General features: G+C 66.6%; 17 protein-coding genes and 1 tRNA gene. 9 read left to right on the top strand and 9 right to left on the bottom strand.

The window, feature by feature from the left end; translation table 11 throughout:
- The first annotated feature begins 74 nt into the window (after nucleotides 1–74).
- Nucleotides 75–166 (top strand) — tRNA-Ser (locus tag AC1RKE_RS01405).
- A gap of 62 nt (nucleotides 167–228) precedes the next feature.
- Here the strand turns inward: AC1RKE_RS01405 and AC1RKE_RS01400 are convergent.
- The 5 genes from AC1RKE_RS01400 to AC1RKE_RS01380 all read right to left on the bottom strand — a co-directional run bounded on the left by AC1RKE_RS01400 (nucleotide 229) and on the right by AC1RKE_RS01380 (nucleotide 7,719).
- Complete coding sequence (locus AC1RKE_RS01400; protein ID WP_348684516.1) at nucleotides 229–1,017, bottom strand: acid phosphatase; 789 nt, start codon at nucleotides 1,015–1,017, stop codon at nucleotides 229–231.
- Nucleotides 1,018–1,037: 20 nt separating this feature from the next.
- On the bottom strand, nucleotides 1,038–2,606 hold the full coding sequence (locus AC1RKE_RS01395) for an alkaline phosphatase D family protein (RefSeq protein ID WP_348684515.1): 1,569 nt from the start codon (nucleotides 2,604–2,606) through the stop codon (nucleotides 1,038–1,040).
- Complete coding sequence (locus tag AC1RKE_RS01390) at nucleotides 2,603–3,913, bottom strand: metallophosphoesterase family protein (RefSeq protein ID WP_395942014.1); 1,311 nt, start codon at nucleotides 3,911–3,913, stop codon at nucleotides 2,603–2,605. Before AC1RKE_RS01390 ends, AC1RKE_RS01395 begins: the two co-directional genes overlap by 4 nt.
- A 61-nt stretch (nucleotides 3,914–3,974) precedes the next feature.
- Entirely contained in the window at nucleotides 3,975–6,200 is a 2,226-nt protein-coding gene (locus AC1RKE_RS01385; RefSeq protein WP_348683666.1) for a TonB-dependent receptor, read from the bottom strand.
- Nucleotides 6,201–6,468: 268 nt separating this feature from the next.
- Nucleotides 6,469–7,719: a TetR/AcrR family transcriptional regulator gene (locus tag AC1RKE_RS01380; protein WP_348683665.1), complete on the bottom strand. Its 1,251-nt coding sequence runs from the start codon at nucleotides 7,717–7,719 to the stop codon at nucleotides 6,469–6,471.
- Nucleotides 7,720–7,971: 252 nt separating this feature from the next.
- Between AC1RKE_RS01380 and AC1RKE_RS01375 the strand changes: the two genes are divergently transcribed.
- Nucleotides 7,972–8,409, top strand: coding sequence for a DUF2231 domain-containing protein (locus tag AC1RKE_RS01375; RefSeq protein WP_152950584.1), 438 nt, complete (start codon nucleotides 7,972–7,974; stop codon nucleotides 8,407–8,409).
- Nucleotides 8,406–9,695: a PQQ-dependent sugar dehydrogenase gene (locus AC1RKE_RS01370; RefSeq protein WP_348683664.1), complete on the top strand. Its 1,290-nt coding sequence runs from the start codon at nucleotides 8,406–8,408 to the stop codon at nucleotides 9,693–9,695. Before AC1RKE_RS01375 ends, AC1RKE_RS01370 begins: the two co-directional genes overlap by 4 nt.
- Nucleotides 9,696–9,716: 21 nt before the next feature.
- Here AC1RKE_RS01370 and AC1RKE_RS01365 read toward each other — a convergent pair whose 3' ends face one another.
- The 4 genes from AC1RKE_RS01365 to AC1RKE_RS01350 form a co-directional block, all read right to left on the bottom strand.
- Nucleotides 9,717–10,322, bottom strand: a complete 606-nt coding sequence (locus tag AC1RKE_RS01365) for a biliverdin-producing heme oxygenase (RefSeq protein ID WP_348683663.1) — start codon at nucleotides 10,320–10,322, stop codon at nucleotides 9,717–9,719.
- Between the two features lie 68 nt (nucleotides 10,323–10,390).
- Nucleotides 10,391–11,557, bottom strand: coding sequence for a glutathionylspermidine synthase family protein (locus AC1RKE_RS01360; RefSeq protein ID WP_348683661.1), 1,167 nt, complete (start codon nucleotides 11,555–11,557; stop codon nucleotides 10,391–10,393).
- A gap of 3 nt (nucleotides 11,558–11,560) precedes the next feature.
- Complete coding sequence (locus AC1RKE_RS01355) at nucleotides 11,561–12,316, bottom strand: PspA/IM30 family protein (RefSeq protein ID WP_191554129.1); 756 nt, start codon at nucleotides 12,314–12,316, stop codon at nucleotides 11,561–11,563.
- Between the two features lie 16 nt (nucleotides 12,317–12,332).
- Nucleotides 12,333–13,037 (bottom strand): YjfI family protein, encoded by a 705-nt coding sequence (locus AC1RKE_RS01350; protein WP_348683659.1) that lies wholly within the window; start codon nucleotides 13,035–13,037, stop codon nucleotides 12,333–12,335.
- Between the two features lie 113 nt (nucleotides 13,038–13,150).
- Here AC1RKE_RS01350 and AC1RKE_RS01345 point away from each other — a divergent pair, with 113 nt between their 5' ends.
- The 6 genes from AC1RKE_RS01345 to AC1RKE_RS01320 all read left to right on the top strand — a co-directional run bounded on the left by AC1RKE_RS01345 (nucleotide 13,151) and on the right by AC1RKE_RS01320 (nucleotide 19,572).
- Nucleotides 13,151–13,798, top strand: a complete 648-nt coding sequence (locus AC1RKE_RS01345) for a DUF2491 family protein (protein WP_348683657.1) — start codon at nucleotides 13,151–13,153, stop codon at nucleotides 13,796–13,798.
- A gap of 27 nt (nucleotides 13,799–13,825) precedes the next feature.
- On the top strand, nucleotides 13,826–14,239 hold the full coding sequence (locus AC1RKE_RS01340; RefSeq protein WP_348683654.1) for a DUF350 domain-containing protein: 414 nt from the start codon (nucleotides 13,826–13,828) through the stop codon (nucleotides 14,237–14,239).
- A 5-nt stretch (nucleotides 14,240–14,244) separates the two neighbouring features.
- Nucleotides 14,245–14,871: a DUF1190 domain-containing protein gene (locus tag AC1RKE_RS01335; protein WP_191554127.1), complete on the top strand. Its 627-nt coding sequence runs from the start codon at nucleotides 14,245–14,247 to the stop codon at nucleotides 14,869–14,871.
- A gap of 179 nt (nucleotides 14,872–15,050) precedes the next feature.
- The gene (locus AC1RKE_RS01330; RefSeq protein ID WP_395942237.1) at nucleotides 15,051–17,810 is read left to right on the top strand and encodes a TonB-dependent receptor; all 2,760 of its coding nucleotides are present in this window, start codon (nucleotides 15,051–15,053) and stop codon (nucleotides 17,808–17,810) included.
- Between the two features lie 166 nt (nucleotides 17,811–17,976).
- Nucleotides 17,977–18,480 (top strand): RNA polymerase sigma factor, encoded by a 504-nt coding sequence (locus AC1RKE_RS01325; protein WP_054766082.1) that lies wholly within the window; start codon nucleotides 17,977–17,979, stop codon nucleotides 18,478–18,480.
- Nucleotides 18,481–18,564: 84 nt separating this feature from the next.
- Nucleotides 18,565–19,572: a FecR family protein gene (locus AC1RKE_RS01320; protein ID WP_348683601.1), complete on the top strand. Its 1,008-nt coding sequence runs from the start codon at nucleotides 18,565–18,567 to the stop codon at nucleotides 19,570–19,572.
- The last annotated feature ends 20 nt before the right edge of the window (nucleotides 19,573–19,592 follow it).

The raw sequence follows: 19,592 nt of genomic DNA, 5'->3' as shown, positions 1-19,592 counted from the left end.
TGTGACGTTAACATCGTCGTTTCGCGCGAAGCGGATTGCACGACGCATCAGGCTCCGCTATCGAGCCCTTCGCTGGAGACGTGGCCGAGTGGCTGAAGGCAACGGTTTGCTAAATCGTCGTACCCCGTAAGGGGTACCGAGGGTTCGAATCCCTCCGTCTCCGCCACCTCCTTGGAAGCATGAGTGAAACGGAAGCTCGCCCCGGAGCTGTTCGCCTGCGTCAAGTCGTCAACGCTCCGCTTCTAGACGCGCCGCCTCCAGTTCGTTGCGGGCTATGCTGAAGTCGGCCTGGAAGGCGGGATCCGCCTTCAGGGCGGCGACCAAGGCGGCGCCGACCAGGCGGCCGGCCTCGACGTCGCTGGCGTAGTGGACGCCGCAGATCATTCGGCTGTCGCCATAGGCCAGGCCGCGGGCCAGGACGGCGTCGGCGCGGTCCGGCGCCATTTCGGCCAGGACCAGGGCCCAGGCCCAGCCCAGGGCGGCGTGGCCGGAGGGGTAGGAGCCGCTGTTCGCCAGCCAGGGCTCGGGCGGGAAACAGGTTTCGGCCGGTTCCGCGACGAAGGGACGAGGGCGGAAGAAGCCGCGTTTGGCGGGGGTCTGGATGGTCTCCAGATCCCCCAGCATCCGGCCCAGGAGCCGGGTCAGGGTCGGCATGCGCGCGGGCTCGAACCGGATGCCCAGGGCTTCATTGAAGACGCGCGGGGCGGTCGGCGTCTCGATCTCATTGTCGGCGCGGGCCTGATCCCAGCGGGGCGTGTCCTTCAAGGCGCGGGTGGCGCGGTACCGGTCGATGTCATCCTGATCGCGCAGCGACCCGGCCTCCGGCGGGGGCGGCAGGAAACGGGAGGCGTCAGGGGCCGCGCCTGCGGTCAGATAACCCTTCGGGTGATCGCGGAAGCCGGTCCAGAAGGTCGGGGCGGGAGAGGGGCTGGAGGCGCATCCGGCCAGCACGATCAACGGGGCGAGCGCCAGGGCCGCCGCGACGGCGCGGCCGCGCAGGGACAGGATTCGAATCATGAAATCAACTCTGGACGGGATCAGGCCGGTTGGGCGCCGGGGCGGCCATCCTCGACGACCCAGCGATTCAGGGTGGAGATCGACGCCTTGGGATCGCGCACGTCGCTGATCGCCTGATAGCGGGTGATCATCCGCTCCGGGGTGACGTCCATCGCCATATAGCCGCGCACGCGGCTTTCGAAGAAGCGGATGTGCGGATTGGCCGGCATGGCCGCCATCAGCCCCTCATAGGGCGGGCCGCCGGAGGTGATGGAGGTGCCCACAAACTCGGTCGCCACCACCGGCGAGGTCTCGTCGCGGCTGTCCAGCAGGACGTCATTGGTCCAGAAGGAGTGATAGTCGCCGGACAGGACCACGGGATTGCGCGGCTTCAGCTGATGCAGGGCCTGGGTCATGCGGTCGCGGGCGGCGGGGAAGCCGTCCCAGGTGTCGGTCCAGTAGCGGGTCTCGCCATCGGGGTTTTCGAACCGCAGCCCGGCCATGACAAGGTCCTGGCCCAGGATGGTCCAGCGCGCGTCGCCGCCCCCGAGACCGTCGTACAGCCAGCGTTCCTGGTCGAAGCCCAGGAAGGTGCGCGACGGGTCGGTGCGGTCCAGGCACAGGCTGTCGGGCACGATCTGGCCCTTGGCCCCGCCTTCATCGACGCAGGCGCCGCGCGACCGATACTGGCGTCCGTCCAGCATGAAGAACTCGGCCAAACGGCCGTAGCGGACGCGCTTGTGAATGGGCATCTGAAGCCGGCGGTCCAGCCGCGTGCGGCGGATCGGCATGGCTTCATAGAAGGCCTGATAGCCGGCGGCGCGGCGGCGCAGGAAGTCGTCGGGCCGCCCGCCCTCGTCGGGCCAGACGCCGGAATAGTTGTTCAGCACCTCATGGTCGTCCCAGGTCACCAGACAGGGAGCGGCGGCGTGAAGACTTTGAAGGTCCGGATCGGTGCGGTGCAGGGCGTAGCGGTTGCGATAGCCGGCCAGGGTGGTGGCGTCCTCAAAGCCGTAGTGTCGCACCACATTGGCCGCTCGCGCGCCGGTGCGGGTGTATTCATAGATATAGTCGCCCAGGAACAGAGTCAGGTCGGGGGCTTCATCGGCCATATGGCCATAGGCGCTGAAATAGCCGACCTCCCAGTTCGAACAGGAGGCCACGGCCAGTTTCAGCCGATCCACCTCGGCGTAGGGCGCCGGCGCCGTGCGCGCCAGGCCGACGGGGCTGCGCTGACCGGCGGCGGTGAAACGGTACCAATAGGGGCGACCGGGACGCAGGCCCTGAACCTCGACATGGACCGAATGGGCCTCGGCGGGCTGGGCCGTGGTTCGGCCCGCAGCGACGATGCGGTTGAAACCTTCGTCGGCGGCGACCTCCCAAAGAACCTCCATCGGCTCGCCCAGACCGCCCAGGCCGTCCGGCGCTATGGGATCGGCGGCCAGGCGGGTCCACAGAACGAAGCCGTCCGGCCAAGGGTCGCCGCTGGCGACGCCGAGGGAGAAAAGATCGGCGCCCGCCTGGGCCCGGCCGAACCGGAGGACGACCGGCGCGGCGACCAGCCCCCCGATCAGGGCGCGGCGCGACAGTCGATCGTTCAGGCCGGTCATCGCCCGGCCTCGTCGGCGCCGGGGCCGAAGCGGGCGCGGAAATCTTCCAGGCGGATGACGAAGTCGTCGGCGGCGACAAAGGCGTCGTCCGTCATCTGGGGCTGTTCATTGGGCTTGTAGCGACGGGCGTACTCGGCCTGGTCGGACGCATAGACCCCATAATAGGTCGAATAGGTGCGGACCCGCACGGTCGGGACGTCGCCGCCCATGTCGAAGGCCATCAGACGCAGCCAGCCGTCGCCGATCCCCGGCGCGCGGCCCGGCGCCAGGCCGGCGTCGAGCGCCGTCTGATTGCGGTCCTGATAGTCGGACAGAAGCTGATAGACGGCGCCGCCCTGTCGATTCAGGTCGGTGCGGAAGGCCTGGCCGTTATGATGGCCGCTCAGGACCATGAAGATCTGCGGATTGCGGCTGATCAGCTTGTCCCACACCCCCTGGGCGCTGTTGTCGAAGGGGTCGAGGGCGTTCAGATCGACGACCGGATGGGCGCGGCGCTGGCCGGTCTTGTCGATGAAGTCGTGGGTGGTGATCAGGGTCGGCAGGCCGGGATGGGCGTGGATGACCGTCTCCGCCCATTTCAGGCTGGCGTCGGACGGCGCCATCTGCAGGCCGATGTGCAGGAAGCGATAACCGCCCGCCTCGAAGACCTGGGCGCTGTCGGCGCCGTCGTCATGAGAGGCCACATACCAGGGCCGGTCCTTGAAATATTTCGAGGTCGCGCCGAAGGCCTGGGTGAAGGCGGTCAGGCCGCCGATGTGGATCATGCCCAGACGACGCAGGTCGCCCGGCGGCGCCGTCAGATCCTGGGGCCACTGCTCGTCCCACCATTGGCCGTCATAGTCGTGGTTGCCTGACACGACAGAGAAGGGCAGGACGCCGTCGATCCGGTCGTAGGCGGCGATGGCCGCCGGGATTTCGACATTCCGCACGCCGTCCGCCCAGGCCGCGACGCCCGCGCCTGCCGGCGCTGGGCGAGGGCGGAAGCCCCGGGCCGCATGGTCCGGGTCGATGTCGATGATCGGGTGCTGCCAGACATCGCCCACGGCGGTCGCGAAGACGATGTCGCCGCCGCGCGACACGGCGTTGTCAGCGATGAATTGAAGCTGCTGATCCATCAGGTCGCGGGCGTCGAAGGCGAAGCCCTCCGCACGCTGATGGGTGAAGTCGACGTAGTTCTGAGTGTCGGGAATGACGGCGATGGTGAACCGCTGCGGCGCCGGTTCGGCCATGACGGCTCCGGCGGTCAAGGCGGTCAAGGCGGCGAGGGCGGCGGCGGTCCCGCCCAGACGTTTCCAGGGGAATTGCAAGGCGTGTCTCTCCCAACGAAGAAGGGCGGGCTTCGGCCGACCGACCGAAGCCCGCAAGGCGTCAGTACCGATAGCTCAGGCGCACGCCCCAGGTGCGGGGCGGGTTCGGCGAACCGGTCGAGGCCGAGATGAAGCGGTTGCGCGACTCCTCGGAATAGTCGTCCGTCAGATTGTTCACATAGACGCCCAGGGCGTAGTTCCCGTCCATCGGCCGCACCGTCAGGCCGGCGTTGACCAGCCAGAAGGAGTCGATGATCGAGTTGGCCGAGGTGCTGAACTTCTCGTCACGGAAGGCGTAGTTGGTCTGGGCCTCCACGCCCCAGTCGCCCATCCGCCAGTCATAGGCGATCGAACCCTTGTAGTCCCATTTGGGGAAGGGCAGACGTTCGCCGGCCCGGTCGCTGTAGACGATGGTGTTGTACTCGCCCGTCACCTTGTCGCGCGCCACCTCGGTGGCGGTGGCGTTGACGAAGAAGAACTCGTCGTATTCGCCGTACTTGTAGGCGAGGGCCTGGGTGACGGTCAGATTGGGGAGGGGACGCCAGACGGCCTCGATCTCTGCGCCCTGGATGTGGGACTTGGGCACGTTGATCATACGGCCCACGCGGCCCGTGCGGGTGTAGAGGATGCCCTGCAGCTGCTGATCGCGATAGTCGTAGTAGAAGGCGGCGGCGTTGAACTGAAGCTTGCGCTGGAAGAAGCTGGACTTCAGACCGGTCTCATAGGCGATCAGCTCTTCGAATTTGAACGGCTCCAGCTGGTCCGGCAGGCCGCTGTTGTAGGTGGTGAAACCGCCCGACTTCACGCCACGCGAAACATTGGCGTAGGTCAGTATGTCGTCGCTAAGGGTGTATTCGACGCCCAGTTTGCCGGTCCACTCGCCCATCTCTTGCGACTTGGAGGTGGTGGCCCGGACGGACGGGGTGGGGGCCAGGACCTCGGTCTTGAAGTTGTTCAGTTCGCGGGTTTCATCCTCATAGCGCAGGCCGCCGACCAGGGTCAGGCGGTCGGTCAGGCGATAGTCCACATTGCCGAATACGCCGGTGGTCTCGACCTTCTGGCCGTAGGTGGTGCTCATCCAGAAGGCCAGGCTCTTGGCTTCGGAGAAGTCCGAATAGAAGCCGCCGTCCACGGATTCATTGGCGTGATAAACGCCGGCCAGCCATTGGATCCGACCGCCGGCCGGCGAGGCCAGGCGGACCTCCTGGGACGAGGTGTCGATGTCGTTGAAGAAGAAGGTGCCCGCCTCGTTCGATGCCGTGGCGTCCCAGTCGTTGAACTCCTGGCGGTCGAAGGTCTCATAGCTGGCGATGGCGGTCAGGGTTGCCCAGTTCAGATCCTGGTTCAGCCGCAGGCTGACGCCCTTGCCCTCATTGTCCCGGAAGGGCTTGGCGTTGGGCGAGGCGCCGATCAACTGGGCGAAATAGGGCGAGATGCCCCAGCCGGTGATGCGGTGATCGGTGTCGATCGGATAGACCCGCCCGCCGCCGGCGGTGAAGGGGGTGGTGATCAGACGCAGGCCCCGCCCGTCGGACTCGTCGCGGCTGTAGTGCAGGTTCAGATCGACGTCGGTCTGGGCCGAGGGACGCCAGGTCAGGCGCAGGCGCGCGGCCTTGGTGTCCTTGTCGCCCAGGCTCTCGCCGGTGTCGCGATTGTACTGCCACGCCCCGCCCGATTCAGCCGCGACCGAAAGGCGGGCGGTCAGGGTGTCGACGACGGGGCCGGAGACATAGGCTTCCATCTTGGCCGCGTCATAGCTGCCGTAGCTCAGGTTCAGACCTGCGGCGACGTGATCGGTCGGGGCGTTGGTGATGACGCTGACCGCGCCGCCCGTCGTGTTGCGGCCGTAAAGCGTGCCCTGCGGGCCGCGCAGCACCTCGATGCGGGCGATGTCGTACAGCAGCCCTTGGGTCATCACGCCGTAGGGATAGGCGACTTCGTCCACATAGATGCCGACGGTCGAGGTGTTGTTGGCGGCGTAGTCGGTCAGGCCGACGCCGCGGATGCGGAACTGGGGCTGGCCGCCGCCCAGCTGGCTGTCGACCTCCAGGCTGGGCACGGTGTTTTCCAGATCGTTCACGGTCTGGATGTTGCGGTCGTCCAGCGTTTCGCCGGACACCACGGTCAGGGCCAGGGCGACCTTCTGCGACGATTCGGAGCGACGCTGGGCCGTGACGATGACGTCATCGACCGAGGCCGTTTGAGAGGCGGTTTGGGTTTGGGCGGAGGCGGGCAGGGCCGCCGCCGTGAGGACGGCGACCGAGGCGCCGAGAAGAAGACGTTGCATGTTGACCATCCATCGGGCGACGCGCGGGGCCCCCACCCTCGCGTGTCGATGTGTTGCTGAAGGTCGTCGAACAGCCGTTTGGTCGCCTCCTGATCGAAGCGGGCCCTGACCCTGGGGAGAAGTCCGGCCGCATCGTCGCGTGGAAAAACAGATGTTCGACAACGATGCGGCATTAGATTGCGCGCGCAATGCTTTTATGAAGCTTGTTAGAACTGTTCTTGTCAGCCGTAGTCAGGGCTGAGCGCGCACGACGATAACGTGTGTTCTGTCACCTACGACGCGCAACCAGCCGGGTTGCGGCCGCCTTGAGCGCCGCCCCGTCGAGGGGCTCTCCGGTCGCCCGAGCGGTCAGGGCGGCGGCCTTGATCCAGAGGGCGAACCGCGTCGCCGCCAGCCGATTGAGATCGAAGTCGGCCGGCCAGACGCCGGCCTGATTGTAATAGGTGCCTCCGCCTTCGGGACCGCGCAGCAACATGGCCAGGTCACGCAGCGCGGGGTCGCGCCGCGCCTCCATGCACACGCCCGCGATCAGCCTGGCGTATCGGACGTAGAAGCCCTCTGCCTGGGGCGTGATGGCGACTGTCGGCGCCATCAGCCGCGCCCAACGCTCCAGGTCCGCCGACGCCGGGTCGCCTTCTGGACGTTGACCGGCCAGATACAGCGGCATGTCACGGAAGACGCTGTGCCAGACCGCATCCAGGACGAAGCGGCGCATGTCGGGCCAGTGATAGGCGATGGTCGAGGTTGAGGTCCCCGCCACGGCGCTGACGGACCGGTTGGTCAGGGCGCCCAGACCCCGCTCCAGTATCTGATCCGCCGCGATATGCAGAAGCTTCAGCTTCATCGAATCCGGTTCCAGTCCGGCCGCCGGCGCCTGGGGTATGATCAGGGTTTCCCTGTGCCAGAGGGTCGCGGTCGCCGGCCTTTCAGTCTCGCCGAAGGCGCGGTCGACGAGGCCGCCCAGACCTTCGGACGCGATCACCTCATAGTCTGCGCGTTCGCCCAGGGCTCCGGCGTAGAACTGCTCCATCGTGGTCCAGGCCACGATGATGGAGGCGAAATCGACCAGCCGGGGATCAGCCGCCAGATAGTCGGCCCACGCCGTCTCCCGCATCGCGGCCCAGCGCCGAATGAGATCGCGACGCTCGGCGCAGGCGTCTCCGTCGATCAACAGCGCCTCCCAGATCCGCGCGAAACCGGCGCTGTCGGAGGCGCGCAGGCGCAGATAGTGCCGCAACAAGGCCAGAAGGGCGTCTCGGCTGGGCGGCAGGCCGGCGACGGGGGCGAAGAAGGCGGCGTGAAAGGCCGCGTCCTGCCGCAGCGCCTCTTCTCCCACCGCCTGGATCAGCCCGGCCTTCGATCCGAAGAGGTTGACGATGACCGTCGTGCTCTTGCCGACAGCGTGGGCGAGGTCGCGCATCGTGAGGCTGTCGAGCCCGTTGGCCGCCGCCTGGGCGATGGCGGCCTCGATGATCTGAAGGGCGTCGGCGGCCCGGCCGGGCGCTTGGACTTGAGACATAGGTTTCAATGAAGTCTCGAGGATGAGCTGTCGAGTGCGCGGCGCGACGTTCGGGGAAGACGGCCTTGTCTTCAGCGACGAAGCGTCGCGGACCGAGCGCGGCTTAATCTCGGATTGTGTAGCGGAGATGATGGCGGCGGCGACAGCCTTTCCGCCCAGGGCCGCGCTCCCTCGATGATCTGATGAAACCAAATTCCTCGACGGAGGATTGGGCTCGGACAGACGAAGGCTGGACGAGGAGATTGAAGGTCGATGATCGCCGCCACAGGGTCGGAGCGCCCCGCCCATAATCCACTCCACGCCATACTGCTGTGTTTTCCGATCGCCCTGTTCACCTCGGCCCTGATCAGCGACATCGCCTATCTGCGGACCGCCGAGATGCAGTGGTCGAATTTTTCGGCCTGGCTGATTGTCGGCGCCCTGGTTTTCGGCGGCGTCGCAGGACTGTGGGCGATCGTCCAACTGGTTCTGGCCTGGCGCACCCCTCAGCGGCTGGCAACCCTGACTTATGTCGTCGCCTTGGCCTTGGCTTGGCTCTGCGGCCTGATCAACGCCTTCAAGCACAGCCAGGACGCATGGAGCTCGGTCGGGGCCCTGGGCCTGACTCTGTCCATCCTGTCCACCCTCTTCGTCCTTGTCGCAGGGTGGTTCGCCTATAGCGCCGCGCCGGTTCGGGGGATTGCACGATGATCAGACACCTTCTCGGCGCGACCGCCGTGCTCCTGGCCCTGACGGCTTGCAGTCGCAGCGATCCCAACCTCAGACAGACCGGTCCCAATCCCGATCTGCCGGCCCAGAACCAGACCCTGGTTCCACCGATGAAGATCGCCGAGCCCGTGGGCTGGAACGGCGAGCGGCCCGCCGTTCCCGCCGGCTTCGCCATCACGCCCCTGGCGACTGACCTGAAGATTCCGCGCCAGATTCTTGTTCTGCCGAACGGGGACATTCTGGTGGCGGAAGGGTCCGGCGGCCATGCGCCCAAGCTGCGTCCCAAGGACGTCATCGCCGGCCTCATCAAGGCCAAGGGCAAGAGCAGCGTGAAGGGCGGGGATCGGATCACCCTGCTGCGCGACGCCGACGGAGACGGACAGGCCGAACTCCGCACGACCTTCATCGATAATCTGGATGCGCCCTACGGCCTGGCCTTCGTCGACGGCGCCCTCTACGTCGCCGAGCAGGGCGCCTTGCTGCGCTTTCCCTATCAACCTGGACAGACGCGGATCACAGCGCCCGGCGCGGTCCTGACCGAGCTTCCCTCGGCCATCAACCACCACTGGACCAAGTCACTGACCTCCAGCGCCGACGGCCAGACCCTTTACGTCGGCATCGGATCCAACAGCAATGTCGGCGAGCGCGGCATGGCGGTGGAGCAGGACCGCGCCGTGGTCTGGGCGATCGACCGGCAGACCGGCGCCCACCGCATCCTCGCCAGCGGCATCCGCAATCCGACGGCCCTGGCGATTGAGCCGACCACCAGCGCTCTCTGGGCCGTGGTCAATGAGCGCGACGAATTGGGCCCGCAACTGGCTCCCGACTATTTGACCTCGGTGCGGCCCGGCGCCTTCTACGGCTGGCCCTACAGCTATTGGGGGCAGAACGTCGATCCGCGCGCCCATCCGCAGCGGCCGGACAAGGTGGCCGAGGCGGTCAAGCCCGACTACGCCCTGGGCTCCCATGTCGCGGCCCTTGGCCTGAGCTTCGCCACCAACGGTGGTTTCGGCGGCGCCTTCAGCCAGGGCGCCTTCATCGGCGAGCACGGCAGTTGGAACCGCCAGGACCTGTCCGGCTACAAGGTGAGCTGGGTGCCGTTCAACGCCGGTCGTCCGGCGGGACAGCCCGTCGATTTCGCTACGGGCTTCATCAAGGACGGCAAGGCGAGGGGACGGCCGGTCGGCGTCACCTTCGACCCTCAACGTCGCATCCTGCTGATCGCCGACGATCTGTCGAACACCGTCTGGCGGGTCGCGCCGCAATAAGGCGGAGACGGTCGGCGGGGTTCAGGCCGCCGCCGACTGATCCGGTCCGAGGTGCGCCTCCACCAGGGCGCGCACGCGGGCGAAGGCGGCTGTGGCGCCGGCCGTTGCCCGATCCTCTTGAGCCTGCGTCATCTCCGCCGCGTCCAGGGCGGCGGTGAAGCTGCGCCAGTGGTCGGCGCGACCGTCCGGAGAGGCGGCCAGATGCCGGGCGCCGAACGCCTCTGACAAGCCCAGGCCGGCCGCCGCCTTCAGCAAAAACGCCGCGCCCAAATTCGATCCTTCCGCCACGTAAAGCCAGCCCAGCGCCGTGGGAATGTCGGCGATCTGATCCTCAAATACGGGGCTGTCAGACTCGACGCCGGGTTCGGCCTCCAGGTCGCCAAGGTCTGCGATCACCGCGTCATACCTTCGCCGCGCGGCCAGATCCGGGATCAGGGCCGTCAGAGCCTCGTTCTTATAGAGGGCCGCCACGTCGCGATGGAATATCTGCTGCATTCGCAGAAACTCCGCATATCGCGCGCGACTTTCGAAGGGGCGGGCGGCCATGACGGCTTCGTCCAGGCCCTGATGCACGCCTTGCGTCGCCGCCTTCAGTCTTTTGGCTCGGCTTGTCTCAGTTTCGATCATCAGCAGCTGCCATCCAGGCGTGGGTCTGAGAGTGGTTGCGCGGGCCGATCGCTGTTTTCGATTGAGCCTCAGTCACGGATGAAGTGCGGGACAAAGCGTGAGGTGTCGCGGGTGATCCGGCCCGCGTCCTCGCGCAGGCTCATGCCCGCCGGCTCGTCGCCGACCACCCAGGAGCCGACGATGACGTGGGCGTCGTCGAACCGGGGCGTGTCGTGCAGGGCCTGACGGATGAAACGGCCCTGGCCGTAGCCGCCGTCCACGACCGCTTCCGCGCTGACGCCCTGGTCGATCAGTTCGACATTGGCGCCCTCGCGGGAAAACAGCGGCTTGCGGACGTAGGAGTCCCCGAGAGCAGCCTGCGCCGGATCGCCCTCGAAATAGGCCTCCAGCAGATTGGGATGGCCTTTGTGGCGTTCCCACAACAAGGGCAGGATGGCCTTGTTGGACAGAATGCTCTTCCAGGCGGGTTCAAGCACCGTGACGTCGGCGGTGGGCAGGGGGGCGGCGTAGTCGTCGCGCAGCATCTGCTCCCACGGGTAGAGCTTGAACATCGCCTGGATGATCCAGTTCTCATGGTCGACGAAACGGCCGTCGGCGTTCAGGCCGATCTGGTCGATGGCGACGAACTGGGGCTCAAGCCCGGCCTGCTGGGCCAGGTCTTCGAGGAAGCGCACCGTCTGGCGATCCTCCACGAAGTCGGCGTCCGACGAGAAATGGACGAAGCCGCCGTTCGGGAAGATGGCGCGGAAGCGGGCGACCAGTTTTTCGTGCAGGCTGTTGAACTGGTCGGCCTCGGCGGGCAGGACGCCGGCCCGGATCTGATCCTCCAGCCACAGCCATTGGAAGGCGGCCGTCTCATAGACGCTGGTCGGGGTGTCGGCGTTGTATTCGTACAGCTTGGCCGGACCCTTGCCGTCATAGGCGAAGTCGAAGCGGCCGTAGAGGGACGGATCCCCGCGCGTCCAGCTGGCGGCCACATAGTCCCGCATGGGTTCGGGGATATCCAGCTGCTCCATCAGCCGCTCGGACTGGACGGCCTCCTTCACCAGCTCCAGGCAGAGGCCGTGCAGTTCGGCGGTCGGCGCCTCGATCCCGTCCTCGACCTCCTCCATGGAGAAGGCGTAGGCCGCCGTCTCGTCCCAGTAGATTTCGCCGTTGATGTGGCGCCAGGTGAAGCCGAGGCTGTCGGCCTTGGCTTCCCAGTCGGGACGGGGTTCGAAGCGCAGACGCTCCATGGATTAGGCCGGGTCCTTGTCGGGCGTGGCCACGCCTGGGGTGGATTGGCCGATGCGGGGCGTGACCACGGTCACTTCCGGCTGGCTGAGGCGGGCCAAAACGTCGTCGGCCGACGAATGACCGGGCAGGATGCCGGCCTCGCGCAGCTTGGCGTCCAGATCGGCGCCGGTGCGGCGATCCTCCAGCGCCTGGCTGGCGTTCAGCTTTTCTTCCTGGATGGCCTGGCGCTGCTTGATCCGTTGCAGACTGTCCGCCGCCGAGCCGATGCGCGAGTGGGCGCCGGCCGAGTTCAGGGCGACCGAGGTCTGGGCCCGCTGGACCGAGTCATTGACCTTGACGATGTCGATCTCGCGACGGAGCGTCTCGATCTTCTGGTCGGTGGCGGCGATGGCCGTTCGCAGACGCGTCTCGGCCGTCTTCATGTCCTCGATCAACGGGCTGCGGCTGTTGATCTCGACCTCCAGCTCGGCGATGCGGGCGGCGACCTCGCGGGCCAGATCGGTCTTGCCTTGAGCCAGGGCGGTGCGGGCCGAGCTTTCGTACTTGGCGATCTGGTCGCGGAAGCTGGCCATTTCATTTTCGGCCATGCGGCGACGCGCCACCAGGCCGGCCAGGTCGTCGCGCGCCTTGCCCTGGGCGTTGTCGGCGTCGCGGATTTCCTGATCGAGAATCTTCAGGGCGTTGGCGTCGACGAGGCCCTGGGCTGCGTCATGGGCCGTGCCGCGGAACAGGGCGGAGAGTTTTCTGAGCATGGACATGGTCGGGTCTTTCGGATCAGGCGGCTTCGGCGCCGAAGGTTTCGCGCAGTTCGGTGGCGTCGATCGCATTCTCGGCCAGGGTGCGCAATTCGATCAGAATGGTCTGAAGCGTCGTCTTGCACGACAGTTCGCCCATCAACTCGTACACGTCCTCGCCGCCGACGTTGGTGATGGCGAAGTTCGACAGGGGCACCACGCGCTGAGCCTTCAGCAGGAATTCGTTGAAGGCGTGGCGATCGGCCTGTTCCGACACCGGCCACAGCAGGACCGAACAGACGATCTGGGCGCCGCCGACGCTGAGATAGACCGGCAGGTCGCCGTATTCATGCATGGTGGCCAGCAACACGGGGTCCGCCCCCTCCAGCACGCGCAGGGTCATTTCGCCCTCGCGCACCAGGGGGGACTGGTCCAGCGCCGCCTTGATGGCGGGCACGGTCCAGGGGGTTTCGATCACGGCGTCCATCTGATGGTCGTCTCCAGGGGTGAAGGAATCGGAAGTGGGGATCCGGCGGCGCCCGGCAAGCCGCGGGCCGCGGGTGGAGTCCGTGACTATGGCGCGGACGGCGGCCTTGACGTCTTCGCGCGCAGCCTCCGGCACCCAGAGCTCCAGCTTGACGAGGCCCGCTTCCCGGCGCGCCTTTCGCCACGCGCGAATGCGGTCGTTGGCGGCGGACGGGGGTGTCGAGCGGTTCGGCATGGCGTTACATGAAACGCGTAACATGAACGCTTGACAGGATGCAAGATCGGGCTGAGGGTGCGCCCATGAACCGCTTCGCTCCGTCGCTCTTGCGTCCGAGGCTCGCCCTTGGCGTCCATGGGGCCTAGATAGTCGCCATGTTCAAGAAACTCTTCGGATCGTCGAACAAGGCTGAGTCCGCATCGAAGCTGGCGGCGGTTCGCAACATCACTGTGGGCCGCACGGTGTCGCTGGACCCGCTGGCCTGGCGTCGGCTGGGCGAAGAGACCCGTTTCGCCCTGGACCGCGACGTGCTCGACATTTCGGCCCAGGGGCTGATCCGTCTGGAAAGCGGTCAGTTCGTCCATCGCTTCTACACCGACGACCACGTCATGCTTCAGGCCATGAGCGACGACGAGGCAGGGCTGGAGAACTATGACTTCAGCCTGTTCATCCCCTGGACCTCGGCCTATCCGCCGGGAGAGCGGGAACGGCGGGTCTGGCGCGACCGGCTGTCGGCGCCGGTCTTCCACGGGGCGGCCGAGGACCTGCCTGACTATCCGCGCTTCTGGTTCTCCGAGAGCGATGCGATCCAGCCGCCGGTCACCCTGTGGGAGACCATCTGGGACGACCGGGCCGCAACCAAACCCTACGCCAAAATCTTCCAGACTTGCATGCTGTATGCGCGAGAACTGGCGGGCGGGCGCGAACTGATGATCGCCCTGGAGCAGCAGCCCGAGGGCGGCGAGACGACGCACGAAATCATGATCGGCATTCCGCTGGAAATGGCCGAGTTCCGCGCCTGAGGGCGTGTTTGAAGAGGGGAAGACCGAATGTTCGACTGGTTCCTGTTTCAGCAGGGGGCGATCGCCTTCCTGATCGCCTTCGCCGTGGCGGGCGGCTTCACCCTGGCGTTCAAGCTGGTCTACCAGTGGGTCACGCCGTACCACGAGCATACGCTGATCCGGCAGGGCAATACGGCCGCCGCCATTGCGTTGGGCGGCGCGCTCATCGGCTATGTCCTGCCCCTGGCTTCCGCCTTGTCGCATACGGTCAGTCTGATGGAGTTCGCCGCCTGGGCCCTGCTGGCCGGGGTGATCCAGATCGTGGTCTTCGTCACCATCAGCCGTCTGGCCTTCCGCAATCTGGTGGCCCGGATCGAGGCGGGCGAGATCGCGGCGGCTGTCTATCTGGCCTCCATCTCGATCTGCGTCGGCCTGCTGAACGCCGCCTGCATGACCTCGTGACCGCCATGACCGATCGCAAGCCGGAAGCCGACCTGCCCCAAACCAAGACCCTGCGCCGACTGAAACGGTCGCGCGCCTTGCATATCGGCGGCCTGATGGCCACTGCGAGCTTCTCGCTGGCCGCCTGCGACGCGCCGGACGCGCCGGCGCCTCGCGCCGCAGCAGAACCGGCCTTGGCCTACGCCTCCCTGGATGAATGCCGTGCGGCGGACGTCATACCCGACGCCCAGTGCGACGCGGCCCTGGCCAAGGCGCAGGAGGATGCCGCCCGCACAGCGCCCCGCTACGCCACGCGCGAGGAGTGCGAGGGCCAGTGGGGCCCGTCGCAGTGCCAGCCGAACAATCAGGGCGGCGGGTCGTTCTTCACCCCGCTGCTGGCCGGCTTCGTCATCGGCCAGATGCTGGACGGCGGGCGCTACTACGGGGGCGGCCCGCTGTATCGAGACCGCGAGGATCGATATGTGAACGGATACGGCGGCGGCTACGCCTATCGCGACTATCGCACCGGTCGGATGGTGACGACGCGCGACAACGGAGATGTCGTGAAGCAGGCGCCGACGCGGGTACAGAGCCGGACCACGGTCGTCTCGCGCGGCGGCTTCGGCGGCGGGGGGCGCAGTTTCGGCGGCTGAACTCGTCCCTTCGCCAGGATCGGACGACGGCCCGCAGGTTGCGCCTGCGGGCCGTTTTGCTTGTGTGAGAAGGTCGAACGCGACAGGGCCGTGAAGTTTGAATGAAAAGGCCTGTCACACATTGAGGGGGCCTGAGAGCCCGTCGTTGAAGCGCCTAGAACTCACTGGGGGCTACTCACATGAAGAACCGAATTCTGGGCACGACGGCCTTCGCCGTGGTCGCTGCAACGCCGTTCGTCGCCTTGGCGCAGACCGCCGAACCGGCCGCCGTCGCGAGCCAGGCCACAGCCACTCTGGACGAGATCGTCGTCACCGGCTCCTATCGCCGCAGCCTTGAAGAGGCGGTCGACATCAAGCGCAAGACGGTCGGCTTCTCGGACTCCATCGTCGCCACCGACGTCGCCAACTTCCCCGAACAGAACCTGGCCGAGGCACTGCAGCGCATCCCAGGCGTCACCATCGAACGCAACCGCGGCCTGGGCCAGCGCGTCAACGTGCGCGGCCTGCCCAGCGATTTCACCTTCGTCAGCATCAACGGCCTGGCCACCGCCTCGGGCAGCGGCGGTCGTGACGTCGAGTTCGACATCTTCGCCTCGGAAATCATCCAGCAGGTGACGGTCCAGAAGTCGCCGCGCGCCGCCGATGAAGAAGGCGGCATCGCCGGTTCGGTCAATATCTCGACCGCCCGTCCGTTCGATTACGCCGGTCGCCGGGTCGTCGGTTCGGTGGAGGGCGCCTACAACTCCATCTCCGAAGAGATCGATCCCAAGATCGCCTTCCTGGCCAGCGACACCTGGGGCGACTTCGGGGCCCTGGTGTCCTTCTCGACGGCCCGCCGCACCAACCGCACCGACTCGGAATCGGGCATCAACTTCCGCCCGATGTCGCGCTTCCTGGCGACCTCGACCGGCGCCCGGGGGACCCAGGCGGCGGCGGTTCTGCTGCGAGACGCCGGCATCGCCATTCCGAACCGGTCCGACACCAATGTCACCAACCGGATCATCTTCCAGGACAAGGTCGGCGACCGCGCCTATCTGAACACCCAGGATCAGTGGGGCGGCACCGTCTCTCTGCAGTATCGCCCGTCGTCGAACTTCAGCCTAGCCTTCGACGCCATGATCGGCAGCTACGACACGACCGAGGACGAGTATGATGCGGCGGCCTATTCGGCCTCCAGCCGCTCGACCCTGGAGACCATCCACGAGTTCGACAAGACCACCCTGGCCGACTACGGCATGGTGGTGCTGCGCGACGTCTCCTACACCGCGACCCAGCACGAGATGCTCAGCAAGGAGCGTATCAACGAAACCGACTACCAGCAGTTCGGAACCGAGCTGCACTGGAGCGGCGACAGCTGGAAACTGCACGCCATCGCCGGCTATTCCGGCGCCGAGAAGACCCTGGACTACGCCAACCTGAAGCACGTGGCCTATGCGCCGTCGCGGACGCGCTGGACGGCCGAAGGCGGCGAGACGATCCAGAGCGCCAACCCGGCCTCGATCGACATGTACAACTCGCCCTCGCGCTATCTGTTCGAGGCGTATGAGACCACCTACGAAGAGATCAACGACGACAAGTACGCCGCCCAGATCGACTTCACCCAGTACCTCGACTTCAGCTTCTTCCCGGCGCTGAAGAGCGTCCAGGTCGGCGCGCGCTACACGGACAAGTCCAAGGAGCGTCAGTACGGTTCGCTGAACATCCAAGGCTCCGGCGCAGGCAAGGTCGACTATGTGGGGCGCCCGATGTCGCAGAGCGAACTGACGCCGATCGGCGTTCTGGTGCCCGGCGGCGACTACAGCATCCGCGACCTGAACTGGAGCCAGGTCTCGAACGACTACGCCCGTCGCACCTTCCGCTATGACGGCTTCTTCACTCCGTTCAACGTCGGCGACTACTACGAGGTGACGGAAGAGGTTCTGGCCGCCTACGCCATGGCTGACCTGGAGTTCGACCTGGGACCGGTGCCGGTCGCCGTCAACGGCGGCGCCCGCTACATCGACACCTCGATCACCTCTTCGGGCTATCACCAGATTCAAACGCCGACCGGCGGCACCACCTATACGCCGGAGCCGGTGTCCAGCGACGGCAGCTACGACAAGGTCCTGCCCAGCCTGAACATCACTGCCGACCTGACCGACAGCCTGATCTTCCGCGCCGCAGCATCCGAGACCCTGATCCGTCCGGCCCTGACGGACCTGGCCTACAAGCGCACGGCCAGCTGGAACTCGTTCCGCTTCACCGACGGCAACCCCAACCTGAAGCCGACCTACGCCAAACAGTGGGAAGCCGGTCTGGAACAGTATCTGGGCGACGGCGGCCTGCTGGCGGTCTCCTACTTCTGGAAGGAGATCGAGGGCGTCGTGCGTCAGGCCCTGACGGGCACGGTGCCGAACGTGACCAAGTACAACGCCAACGGCTCGATCGACGGCGTCTACACCTTCGACGTCTATCAGCCGATCAACGAGCCCGGCTCCTACGAGGTCAGCGGCGTGGAGCTGGTCGCCGTCGTGCCCTTCGGCCAGTTCTTCTCACCGCTGGAAGGCTTCGGGATCAACGCCAACTACACGGTGCTGGACAGCTCGCTGACCGGCTCCTCGACTCTTGGCATCCCGACGCCGCCCATCGGGCTGGCCGACAACACCTACAACGTCACCCTGTTCTACGAGAACGACAAGGTCCAGGCCCGCGCCTCCTACAACTACAAGGACGAGTACGTCGAAGCCATCGGCTATGAGATGTACCCGATCACGCGCGAGGGCTATGGCCAGGTCGATCTGTCGGCCAGCTACCGCGTGACCGACAGCCTCCAGATCAATGTGGAAGGCATCAACGTCACGGACGAGGCGACCAAGGGATACACGATGGATCCCTCCTTCCCGACCATGTACGAAAAGTCGGGACGCCGTATCAACTTCGGCCTGCGGATGGAGTTCTGATCCATTCCCACAAGCGAACCTCATGTCGAAAGCGGGGGGCGACCGACGTCGTCCTTCGCCTTCCCCGGCCCAACCCGCCGGGACAGAGGCCGGCGCGACGCCCCTTCCGCGAGGAGGGGGCGTCTTCGCTTAGTCGCGTCTGAGTGTCCAGGTGGGCGGGGCGACCATGTCGCTTGATCAGGTCTTCGCCGGCCTGCGGCGCGATCTCATGGCCTATGTGCAGCGCCGGGGCCTGTCGGCCGAGGACGCGGAGGACGTGGCGCAGGAAGCCTTCACGCGTTTCCACCGCGCGGGCCACGATCTGACGGGGCCGGACGCCCGCCCCCTGTTGTTCGTCATCGCCCGAAACCTTCAGGCGGATCGTTGGAAGGCCGCCGGTCGGACGGGGGTTCGCGGCACGGACGACATCCACGCCCTCGACGCCTCGCCGCGCGCCGTGGCCAGCGAGGCGCCTGCCGCCGACCAGCAGCTGATCGGCAGGGAGAATCTGGCTGCGGCCGCCCGCGTCATCCGCGCCCTGCCGCCGCGAACCCGCGACGCCTTTCTATTGCACCGGTTCGAGGACCAGACCTACGCCCAGATCGCCAAACGTCTGGGCGTGTCGGTCAGCATGGTCGAAAAACACATTGCCGAAGCCCTCCGTCAGCTGAAGATTTCACGAGATGGCTGAGGGGTTTGGCGAAACTGTCGTTGTGAGTCTTGAAGGCGTCGGCGCCCCATCCGCCCGCCGCGTCCCGGAGCGTTCTGTTTGCGCATGATCCAGCGCCTGACATCCCTGTTTGATCGTCGGCCGCTGACCGCCGAAGCCTGGCTGGCGCGCATGCGACGGCCGGACGTCTCCGCACGCGACCAGGCGGCCTTCCTCGAATGGCTGGAGGCGGACGAGGCTCATCTGGACCAGTACGAGGCCGCGAAGAGGGGGGTGGCGGAACTGTCGCCGTTGAGCGATGTCTTTGCGGCCGATCTGGCGCGTCTTCGGGGGCGACGGAATGTCGTGTCCCAGAGACGTATGCTGATCGCCGGCGGCCTGGCGACAGGCGCGGTGGCGGCGGTGGCCGCCGTCGCTCTGGTCCTGCCCGGCGCTGGCCAGGAGCCCGCCGTCGCGGCCGGTCGTGTTTACGCCAGCGCGCCGGGCCAGATCACGGATGTGACGCTGGAAGACGGGTCACGCGTCACCCTGGATTCCGACACGCGGATCCAGGTCGCCTATCGCCGTGACGCCCGCCGCCTAACCCTGATGCAGGGCGCGGCCTATTTCGACGTCGCCCACAATGCCGAACGACCCTTCCAGGTCGCGGTCGAGGATCGCTACGTCATCGTGACAGGGACGCGGTTCGCGGCGGCGTTGAGAAACGATCAGGCGGAGGTGTCGTTGCTGGAGGGACGGGTCGCCGTCGGGCGGACCGACGTCGGCCGCGCCCGCGCGCTGGAGCGCGCCGTCGCCCTGGCTCCGGGGCAGCAGGCCGTCTTCAAACGGGGCGTCAACCGCGTCAGTCTTCGTCGGATCGACGTCGAGGCGGCCACCGCCTGGCGCGAGCGCAGACTGGTCTTCCACGATGCGCCCCTGTCGGTCGTGGTCGAAGAGGCCGGGCGCTACGCAGGCGCGCCCCTGGTGATCGCCGACCCCGCCCTCGCCGAGATGCGCGTGACGGCGGTTTTGCCCCTGACGGACGAGGCGAAACTGATCGACCGGCTGGACGCCCTGTTGCCGATCTCGATCGAACGCGGCGAGGACGGCCGGGTCCTGATCCGCCCCGAATAGGTCTATCGCAGAGCTGTCAC

It is taken from the genome of Brevundimonas sp. GW822-FHT03E11, assembly GCF_058801445.1.
Note: the sequence above shows the minus strand (reverse complement) of the source record. Positions and strands in the feature narration are given on the sequence as shown.